7 protein-coding genes and 4 pseudogenes are annotated in these 9,887 nt (G+C 70.3%); 7 read left to right on the top strand and 4 right to left on the bottom strand.

Features of this window, described 5'->3' with window-relative positions:
- Window positions 1-411: zinc-binding dehydrogenase (locus IO33_RS53710; RefSeq protein ID WP_280921969.1), on the bottom strand; the 411-nt coding region annotated here is incomplete at its 3' end.
- 227 nt (window positions 412-638) lie between these two features.
- Between IO33_RS53710 and IO33_RS53370 the strand changes: the two genes are divergently transcribed.
- On the top strand, window positions 639-884 hold the full coding sequence (locus tag IO33_RS53370) for a hypothetical protein (RefSeq protein ID WP_031174496.1): 246 nt from the start codon (window positions 639-641) through the stop codon (window positions 882-884).
- A 474-nt stretch (window positions 885-1,358) separates the two neighbouring features.
- On the opposite strand, the gene IO33_RS0143085 is transcribed toward IO33_RS53370, so the two are convergent.
- Window positions 1,359-2,939, bottom strand: coding sequence for a class I adenylate-forming enzyme family protein (locus tag IO33_RS0143085; protein WP_245236088.1), 1,581 nt, complete (start codon window positions 2,937-2,939; stop codon window positions 1,359-1,361).
- A gap of 355 nt (window positions 2,940-3,294) precedes the next feature.
- Between IO33_RS0143085 and IO33_RS0143080 the strand changes: the two genes are divergently transcribed.
- From IO33_RS0143080 to IO33_RS48975, 5 genes and pseudogenes are all read left to right on the top strand, one after another.
- Entirely contained in the window at window positions 3,295-4,209 is a 915-nt protein-coding gene (locus IO33_RS0143080; RefSeq protein WP_031174494.1) for a tyrosine-protein phosphatase, read from the top strand.
- Window positions 4,210-4,896: 687 nt separating this feature from the next.
- Window positions 4,897-5,496, top strand: a pseudogene (locus tag IO33_RS53365) (PP2C family protein-serine/threonine phosphatase); the annotation flags it as partial.
- Window positions 5,497-5,749: 253 nt separating this feature from the next.
- A pseudogene (locus IO33_RS48980) lies at window positions 5,750-6,292 on the top strand (RNA polymerase sigma factor); the annotation flags it as partial.
- 267 nt (window positions 6,293-6,559) lie between these two features.
- A pseudogene (locus IO33_RS50140) lies at window positions 6,560-6,829 on the top strand (hypothetical protein); the annotation flags it as partial.
- Window positions 6,830-6,876: 47 nt separating this feature from the next.
- Window positions 6,877-7,232: pseudogene (locus IO33_RS48975) on the top strand (transposase family protein); the annotation flags it as partial.
- A gap of 31 nt (window positions 7,233-7,263) precedes the next feature.
- On the opposite strand, the gene IO33_RS0143055 reads toward IO33_RS48975, so the two are convergent.
- Together IO33_RS0143055 and IO33_RS0143050 are read right to left on the bottom strand one after the other, a co-directional pair.
- A complete protein-coding gene (locus tag IO33_RS0143055) occupies window positions 7,264-8,328 on the bottom strand; it encodes a hypothetical protein (protein WP_031174492.1) in 1,065 nt (354 codons plus the stop codon).
- Window positions 8,329-8,396: 68 nt separating this feature from the next.
- Window positions 8,397-9,002, bottom strand: a complete 606-nt coding sequence (locus tag IO33_RS0143050; RefSeq protein WP_078964176.1) for a carbonic anhydrase — start codon at window positions 9,000-9,002, stop codon at window positions 8,397-8,399.
- Window positions 9,003-9,086: 84 nt separating this feature from the next.
- Here IO33_RS0143050 and IO33_RS0143045 point away from each other — a divergent pair.
- Window positions 9,087-9,887 (top strand): PAS domain-containing protein (locus tag IO33_RS0143045; RefSeq protein ID WP_031174490.1); only part of this gene is annotated, 801 nt, incomplete at its 3' end.

The following is a 9,887-nucleotide window of genomic DNA, read 5'->3' as shown; positions in this document are numbered from 1 at the left end:
CGTCACCAGCACTCCGCCCTGCCGCAGCACGCCGAAGGAACGCTCGGCGTTCCCGCCGCCCAGGGTCTCCAGCACCACGTCCACCGGCGCGTCCCGGAGCACCTCGGTGTAGTCCTGGGTCCGGTAGTCGATCAGCAGGTCCGCGCCCAGCCCACGCAGGAAGTCGTGCTTGGCCGCGCTCGCCGTGCCGATCACCTCGGCCAGCTGCACCGCGATGTGCCCGAGCCCGCCGCCCGCGCCGTGGATCAGCACTCGTTGCCCCGGCCGCAGCTGAGCGATCTCCACCAGTGCGTGCCAAGCGGTCAGCCCGACCAGCGGCAGTGCCGCGGCCTCCTCGTGGCTGATGCCTGGGCGGCGCGCGCGTCGTAGACGTCGCGGGAGGTACAGCCAGTCACGGTCTGACCGCCTCACCTCACAAGCAGCCCCGGGTGTCCGGCTGGTGGTGACCTCCTGTTGCGCAGGCGCGGCTCGCTGATGACCCACGTCAGGATGGTGAGTACGCGCGCGTGCGCACGTGAGTATGTGCCCCGATACCCCCGGCCCGGCGGTGGTGATGGGATGGGCGCATGCTTCCCGACGACATACGACCGGACAACGTACAACGGCGCCTCCACGGGACGTGGTGGAGGGCGCCTCTCGTGGCGACCCTGGTCGCCCTGCCGTTCCTCGTGCTGGAGTACAGGTGGTTTCGCTCCGAGGACGGCATAGGTGCCTTCGGGGGAGTGTTCTACTGGTCGGTCGGCCTGCTCGCCTTCTCCTGGGCACTGCCGCACCGCCGGTCTCTGCGCACACCACGCTTTCTGGCCGCCGGCGCCGGGCTCGGATGCGTACTCCTTCCGATGCTGTTCGCGCTGGCACTGGGCGCGGCACTGTCCGGGAGCTGAGCGGACCGGACGCGCTTGCGGCGCGTCCAGACCCTGTTCCGGGGCGTGCAGCGCGGTGTACCTGTCCAGTTGCTTCGGGGCCAGAAGGCGCGGTGGGAGAACCCCGGCCGGCCGTTTCGACTGACGAGGCCCGCCTGCCGATCAGACCAGGAAGCCAGGGCCTGTCCGCGACCTACGCGCTGCGGCCGGTCGCGATCCAAGTCGCCTTCTTCACCCACATCGTGACGGCCTCGCTGGCCCTGCTGGCCGGGCCGTTCCAGTTCTCCACCGTGCTGCGGGAGAGGTTCCCGGCCGTCCACCGCTGGAGTGGCCGGCCGTGTGTACGTCCTCGGCGTGTCCGTCGGTTCGGTGGCCGCCTTCGTCATGTCCTTCGCGAGTTCGATCGCCCTCGACGGCTTCTTCAGATTCGGCGGACTCGCCATGCTGTGGGCCTGGGTCACCTGGCGCGGCCGGGTGCCTCCACAACACCAGAGCCTATGGCGTGTCCAAGGCCCCGCTCGTCCACGCGGCGCGCAGGGCCTTCTTGTCCACCTTGCCCACCTTGGTCGTCGGCAGGTGGTCCAGCAGCACCGTCTTCCGGGGCGTGTACAACTCCCCCAACTCGGCCGTCACCGCCGCGCCGACCGCCTCCGGGTCGACGTCAACGCCCTCGGCCGTGGCCAGGAAGATCTGCACGGCCTCCCCGTACTCCTCGTCCGGCACACCCAGCGCCGCCGCGTTGCGCACACCGGGGAGCGTGAGCAGGAAGTCCTCCAGGACCCTGGAGTAGACGTTGTCGCTGGTGCTACCGGTGACGATGATGTCCTTGGCCCTGTCGACGAGATAGAGATACCCCTCGGCGTCGAGATAGCCCATGTCCCCGGTGCGCAGCCAGCCGTCGTGCAGCGCCGCCGCGGTGCGCTCCGGGTCCTCGTAGTAGCCGAGCATCACCGTCTCACCACGAACGCACACCTCGCCGACCTGCCTGACGGGCAGTGCCGCCGCGCTGTCTTCACCACGGATCTCGATCTCGACGTCGGAGATCGCGCGACCGCAGCTGCGCCAGAGCTCGGGGCATCGGGCTCCCTCCGAGGCGAGATCCTCCGCACTGAACGCGGTGATACCGAGCGCCTCCGACTGCCCGTAACCCTGGCTGAGCACGGGCCCGAACACCTCGACCGCCTGCTGCAGCCGACTGGGCGACGTGGCCGCGCCGCCGACGACGATCCGCCGCAGCTCGGGCAGCGCGTCCGGCTCGCACTCCGGGTGGTCGAGAACCGCGTACAGCATGGGCGGTACGAACATGGTGGCGGTGATCCGCTCCTCGCGCAGCACCGTCAGCGCCGCGCCCGCTTCGAACTCGGGCAGCACGACGAGGGCGGATCCTGTCACCAGAGCCTGGATAGAGGTGAGGTGGCCGCTTCCGTGCGTGAGCAGCGTGGAGGCGAGCACCCTGTCCGTACCCTGGTTCATCGTCGGGAAGACCGCGGGGCGGGAGTTCTGCGGGGCTTCCGCCAGGCCCATCAGCGCGTCGTAAAGCCGGTGGCTGTGTGCAGCGAGCTTGGGGCGGCCCAGAGTCCCGCCGGTGTAGAGGACGGTGACGGCTTCGTCCGCTCCCGGGGCGGGCACGCCGTCGGGGCGCACGTCCGGGCACGCGGCCGCCAGGGCCAGCAGGTCCGTACACGGCTGCTCACAGGGCCCGAGGCTGAGGAGTGCGGGGGCGTGAACGCTGCGGCCGGCCGCGTCGGCGGCCCGTTGCGCGAAAAGCGGGTCGGTGACCACGGCGCGCGCCCGGGACTGCTCGACCAGCGCGGCAAGCTCGCCGGGCCCTGGCTCGGGCGGCAGGAACACGACGCGGCAGCCGATGAGATGAACGGCGAGCTGCACCAGGACGGAGTCCACGCGGTTGGCCAGGAAGAGCCCCACTCCGTCGCCGGGCGCGAGCCCCTGCCCGCGCAGCGCATGCCCCAACCTGAACAGCCGCCGCCGAGCCTCTCCCCTGGTCAGCCGCTGCGCCCCTTGGACGAGCGCCTCCGTGTCCTCGTCCTTGCACCAGTGCTCCAGAATGCGGTCCACGTACGTCCGCGGCTCGGATGTTTCCTGTGCGTTAACGATCACCAACACATCCAAACACGCTGCTGAGAAGCCGTGGCTTCACGGGGGCCACCTTCGGCCACCAGCCGGCGGAGTGTCCATGCGCCCGTACGTTGATGAAAACTCTGCAATGCAGGTCAGTTGAGCGCCTGAGGAGCGCACCGAACGCTCGTCACCATGGCGGGGAATCGCTCCCCGCGGTGTGCCCCAGCATGCCTTTGGCCAGACACCGACGGGCCGACAGCGAAGTCGGCCCGACGCACCGCGCGATCCAGGACTTCTCCTTTGAAGATCCACGCGTTAACGTCCCGCCCTCCTCGCAGGAAGGGACACCCGTATGCGTTCCCTGACACGTGCCATCAGCGCGTCCGCGCTCGCGCTGGTCCTAGTCACCGCGTTCCCCCCGGCCTCCGCGCACGCCACGACATCCGTCCCCGAACGGCCGGCCCGCCCCACGATCTCCCATCAGCGCGTTCTCGCTGTCCCAGGCACCGTCAACGCCCGCGACCTCGGTGGCTACAGCACCTACGACGGCAAGAGCACCCGGTGGAGAGTGCTGTACCGGTCCGAGACCTTGTCCGCTCTCTCGCCGGACGGTGTCACTGCGCTCGGGAACCTGGGGCTCAGCAAGGTCATCGACCTGCGCACCCCCACAGAAATCCAGTACGACGGCGCCGATCGTCTGCCCGCCGGGGTTGCTGCGGATCCGCATTCCGTGGACGACACCGGTCTGTACTTGTTCATGCGCCAGGTCATCGGCTCCGCGGACTCCGCCTACCAGGAAGCTCAGCTGGGTGACGGAAAGGCTGAGGAGCGCATGCGGCACCTGTACCAGGGCTTTGTCACCGACCCGGCGAACCGCGCGGCGCTCGGTGCTGCGATCCGGGATGTCGCGGAAGCGACTGGTCCGATGCTGTTCCACTGCTCGGCGGGCAAGGACCGAACCGGTGTCCTCGCGGATACGATCCTCCGCGCCGTCGGTGTCCCGGCGGCCACCGCCGAGAGTGACTACCTGCTCTCCAACGACCTGCGAGCCCCGTCGGACAAGGCGCTGCGCGACCAGCTGAAGGCGGCCGGCTACATGCACGACCCTGATCTCCTCATCCCCCTTCAGGAAGTTCGCAGCGACTACCTCGCCGCGTTCCGGGACCTGGCCGTGCACAACTACGGCAGTTTCGGCAGCTTTCTCACCAGTGGCCTCGGCCTGGACGCGACCACACTCCTGCGGCTTCGCTCACGACTCGCCAGCTGAACCGCGTGGCCGATCAGGAGTGGTATTGAGCGAAAGTCCACGGATCCTCCGTCCGTACGCCTGCGCTGCCCCGCCGGGTGGCCGGCGGGTGCGCACCGGACCGGCTGCGGCGCGAACGACAGCCTCCGGGGATCATCGAGTGCGCCCTCCAGCGGATGTGAGGTGCCACAGCCGGCGGAGGCAGGGCGCTGCGGGCGCGAGTGGTGCTGGAGGCGACGTGTGCGCGTGTGGGCTGGGTATACCGGCGCTTGAGCCGCGCAGCACCGGACTCGGCCGGTCGCGGCTCGCACTCGCACACAGCGCCTCGACACGGCGCGGGCCACGACCAACAGCAGGACGCCCGGTGCCGGCAGAGCTGCGCTGAACGTCGTCAAAGGCGAGTACCAGTGCGACGACAACGGTCAAAGCAGCGAGGGCGGTCCACAAAGCGTGCGAGACAGGTGAGGTGGTGCGCATGAGGCCGTGTTCTCCATGGCGGCGCGCTGGCCGGACGTTCCCCGGTAGCTGTAGCGCGCAGCGCATTGTAACCACGTGCCGCCCCAAGCCTGGGTCGTGTCCACATGCGGCCGATCGGTCGAAGACCAGAACAAACGGCGGGGGCGCCTGGTCGCCGGAAGGGGGCGTCGGTTCGCTTCACACCGTCCAGGGCCCGGCCGGCCAGGATCCGGCCGGTGCCGGACACCAGCGATTCAGCGCTCTCCTGCACCTGCTTGCCGAACTTCGTGCGCTCTTCCAGAACGGCGAACGCATCGCATCGCTCGGTGCTTCTTCGCCCACCCTGCCGAGCTGGCCCGCAGCTACCCGCAGGCACCGAGGATCAGCGACAAGCAGGCGTGGGCCTTCCTGCCGCTGATCGTCTCGGGGCGGCCGGTGGGCTGCCGCATCCTCTCCTACGAGCGGCCCCACGCCTTCAGCGCCGACGAACGCGCCGTTCTGACCTCCCTGGCCGGACTGATCGCCCAGGCCATGGACCGCGCCCGCCTCTACGACACCAAGCACCAGCTCGCCCACGACCTGCAGCAGGCGCTCCTGCCCCGGACCCTGCCCCGCATCGACGGCCTGGACGTGGCCGCCCGCTACCTTCCCGCCAGCCACGGCATGGACATCGGCGGCGACTTCTACGACCTCATCCGCGCCTATGCCACCGCCGGTGCCACCCCCGGCCAGGTCCTCGCCTGCACCAACCAGGCCCTGACCGGTGTGGAACCCCAGCTCCTCGTCTCCTGCCTCTACGCCCACCTCGACCTCGCCGGCCACAAGGTCACTCTCGCCAGCGCCGGCCGCCCCCAAAAAATCTCGCCTGTCGTGTCAAGAATCCGGCGGCCCGTCGACTGTCGGGAAGCTGTACGGCCGCTGCTTCACCGTGAGGCGCTCAGGCCGCAGACTGGAGGGCGTTTCGTGGAGGGTACGGATGTTGGCGCCGTCGTCGTGTTCCTGGTGATCGTGTGCGCGCCAGGGCTGAGTAGCGTGCTGCAGAGCATCGCATTCCGCATCCGGGCCGCAGGGAAGGCCGAGCTCGTGCGCGCAGGACGCGAGTCGGGTGACCGCACGCCCCGCGGACGCAGGGGGAAGCGAGAGCGACGTGGATGAACGGCAAAGGGCCCAGCGGGCCGAGGCGCTCGCGGCTCTGGCTGCCGAGCGGCGCGGCCAGATGGTCGGCCACGCCCGCAAGCGACTGCGCGACTTGGGGATCCCGCCCTCGTGGGCGGATCCCGAAGACGTCGTGCACAACGCCCTCACGAGCGTGCTGGCCTGTACCGAGCCGATCGAGCAACTGCGCCCGTACGTCTTCAAGGTCATCAAGTACGAGGTCCGGCACGCGGCGCGGCGCTACCGCACCGGACAGGGGTACGCGTCTTTGGACGCGGACGTACGGCTGGAGACGGCCACTGGCACCGCCGACGCGTGCGCCGCGGCCGAGCTGCGCCTGGACCTCGAAGCGGCGCTCACTGCCCTGCCGCCCCAGCAGCGCAGGTCAGTGTGGTGCAACAAGGCGCTGGGACTGACCCAAGCAGAGACGGCCAAAGTCATGGGCGCGGCGCCTGGCAGCGTTGCCACCCACGTCTCCCGCGGGGTCAAAGCACTGCGAGTGACTCTCGGGGCTCTTCTTGGGGTGGTCCTCGCCGCCTTCACCGCGGCGTGGGTACGGACCGGCACACTGTCCATCGACCCCGCCACGGCCGGTCATCTGACGGCGCGGATGGAACGTTGGGTGGCTCGCTGGGGGTGGCCGCAGACCATTGTGGCCGTCCTGGTCGGTGTATCGCTGACGTGGCTGGCCTATACATCGCTGTACCCGCAGTACTTGCGGATGATGAGCCGGCTCCGCGGCAGGCGGGCCGTCCCGCCAGGCGCCGAGGAGTCATCGGTCGTCTGGCAGGGCGAGAGCTGGACCGTGCGGCGAGTGGCGGGCGCCGAGGCCGAGAAGACGTACCGCTGCCCCGGCTGTGACCAGGTGATCGCCCGTGGCGTCCCGCATGTGGTGGCTTGGCTGACGCACCAGGAGGATCGGCGGCACTGGCACACGGCCTGCTGGAACGCACGGGACCGCCGCAGCGCGCGAGCGAGGGCATCACGGACCACTCCGTCGGTGGAGGGCCGGAGTTCAACCGAGGCGTGAACGCACGGTGGTCACCGGCGGGCTGAGCGTCTCGTGGTCATCACCGGCTGACCGCTCACGGCAGGCGCCCGCTCGTCGAACGTGTCCGCGCCAGCCGTCCCGTCGCCCACGTCGCCGCAGAGACGGGCATTTCCCGCCCCGCGGCCCACCAGGTGAACCGGCGCCGGCGGTCCGAGGGAGCGAGCGGACTCGTCAACCGTCACAGCCGCCCGAGCCCGACCCCGCACCGCACCACCACCCGGCCGAAGCCCGAATCTGCCGACTGTGGCAGGACCACGAGCTCGGCCCGCACGCCTCGGGCCGATCCCCGGCCTTGCCCGCCTCCCCCGTGCACCGCATCCTCACCCGGCACGGCCGGAACCGTCTGGCGCACCTGACCGGTCCCGGCGAGCGGGTCCACGTTGCTCTCTTGTGCCACCAGACCCGGGCTTCCCTCACGCCCCCGCGTCGGGTGGGAGGAGCGCCAGCAGGGCCGCCCGGGCGACGGCGGCGCCCGACATGATGCCGGTGTAGCGGCCCGAATCGGTGAAGGCCACGTACTCGCCCTCGTCGAGGAGGGCCGCGCGCAGCCAGGGCGCGTCGTCGTCGGTGCGTTCCAGCGCCTTGGTGTGCAGGACCGGGGTGAAGAGCTGGTGCAGCCGGGAGACGTCGATCTCGGCGGGCAGCGCCTCGAAGTCGGCCATGCTCCTCGCAAGCAGCTGCTCCTCCAGGAGTGGGTTGAGCTCGTTCCGCGGCGCAGGGTGGGTCATGTACCGCATGCCCTGCAGTCCGAGATCCTTCATGAGCGCCGAGGTCGTCGGCAGTGGTGATGTCTGCGGCGTCGGCTCGGCGAGCCGTACCGCCACTGCCTGCCCGGACGCCTGGAGGTATGCCCTCCGCAGGCCCGGGTCGCTCTCCTGAAGGCATTCGAGGAGGTCGGCTGGGCGGGCCCAGCCGATGAATTGGTCGGCTCTGCCCTGCTGCTGGGCGGTGAAGACGACGACCGAGGGCCGACCGAGGCGGGTGGCACCGGCGCTCAGCAGCATCAACCGGGTCTCCCACCAGGCGTGACCGTCCTCGAGGTCGACGATCACCACCTCGGTTCCGCGCAGCTTGCGCAGGGAGACGATGGCTTCGACGCCACCGGCGTCGGCCAGGGACACGCCGAGCTGCGGGACCACGTTCCGGGGCACCTCCAGGCCCCGCTGGGACCCGGCGACGGCCGTCAGAGCGATCTTGACGGCGCCGAGCTCCACCGACCCGCCGGTCGACGCGACCCCGCTCAGGACCACCAGCAGCACCGGGAGCAGGCTCAGGCCGACGATGCCCACCAGCACCCAGCCGGCCGACGCGGTGTCCAGGCCCAGCGCTGTCCGCGCGGCGCCCCAGGCCACGGTCAGCACGACCAGCAGCAGGGGGGCCAGGAACAGGGCCGCCTGCGCGCTGAACGGCCAGAACGCCAGGTTCGAGGCGTTGGCCTGTGTCATGCTCTTCGCCTTGGACTTCTGTGGCGAGCCCACGGAATCCATTATCGGCCACTACCCGGCCCGCCGCTCGGGGGGACCACGCAGGACCCTGCCTTTGATCCTCACAGGGCCGAGCCGACGGGCATGGCCAGGCCACGGGCCGCGACGAGGCGTGCGGTCCCGTCGGCCAGGCTGTAGCGCAGGCCCACCACAGCGGCCTGTCCAGCGGCGACCCGTTCGGCCAGGAGGCGGGAGCGGTACAGCGACAGGTCGACGATGTCTCCCATGTGCTCCGCGAGGATCTCTTCGGTGCTCACGCGTCCGGCGGCCCTCGCCGCCAGCACGCTGGGAGTGCCGCGTTCGACGACGTCCCGAATGTAGCCGGCCGGCGCCATGCCGTCCTCCGGCGCGGCGCACGCCGCGCCGACCGCCCCGCACGAGTCGTGGCCGAGGACCACGACCAGGGGGCAGTCCAGCACGTCGACGCCGTATTCGATGCTGCCGATCACTTCCGGTCCCATGGCATGGCCGGCGGTGCGCACCACGAAGAGATCGCCCAGACCGCGGTCGAAGATGATCTCGGCGGCCAGGCGGGCCGGGCGATGTCGGTCTCGATCCGCCCTCAGTGCACCGCGCAGCAGTCCGGCCCATGACAGCCCGCCCGCCCGGCCATGCGCAGCCTCCCGCCGCAACGCCGTCACACACGGCTCGACGACGCCGCGGAGCATGGGGCGATCCGCTGCCCACGAGAGAGCTCGGCAGGCGCGGGAGCTGGACCTTCCGTAGATTGAAGAGCGAGCGACTGGCAGGGAATGCGTGTGACACCGGAGATCGACTACCTAGGGGTGTTCGCCGCCCTTCCGAGCCCGTGCCTGGTGCTCGGCACGGACCTGGTGATCGCCGACGCCAACCCCGCCTTCTGCGAGGTGACCGGACGAATCCGGGCCGAGCTGGTCGGGCAGTACCTCTTCGACACCTTCCCCGACAACCCCGCCGACCCGGAGGCCGACGGGGTGGCGACCCTGAAAGCCTCACTGCACCGTGTCCTGTCCACCGGCCAGACCGATCACATGGCGTTGCAGAAGTACGACATCCCGGTCCCCGGCAACCCCGAGGCGTTCAAGGAGCGGTGGTGGACCGCGATCAACGTGCCCGTCCTCGACCTGGACGGAAAGGTGGCCTGGATCATCCACCGGTCCGAGGACATGACCGACGTCGTCCGCTCCCGCTGCACGGCGCACCTGCCGTCGGTCAGCCCTGGCCGGGAAGCGGCCATGGAAGCCGAGCTGTACGCCCGGGCGCGGCAGCTGCAGCAGTTGAACGAGGAACTGCGACAGGCCCACGCCCGTGAACGGCGCATCGCCGTCGCCCTGCAAGAAGCCATGCTCCATTCCCCGGATCTGGCCCGGCACCCGAACATCGCCGTGCGCTACCTGCCCGCGACCGGATCACTGAACGTGTGCGGCGACTGGTACGACGCGGTCGACCTGCCCGCGGACCGCTTCACCGTGGCAGTCGGCGACGTGGTCGGCCACGGGCTGACGGCCGCCACCGTCATGGGCAGGCTCCGCAGCGCGCTGAGCGCCGCCACCCGTACCGTCCACGGCCCCGCC

Source organism: Streptomyces durhamensis, assembly GCF_000725475.1.
Taxonomy (GTDB): Bacteria; Actinomycetota; Actinomycetes; order Streptomycetales; family Streptomycetaceae; genus Streptomyces; species Streptomyces filipinensis.
The sequence above is the reverse complement of the archived record's forward strand: the minus strand, read 5'-3'. Positions and strand labels throughout refer to the sequence as shown.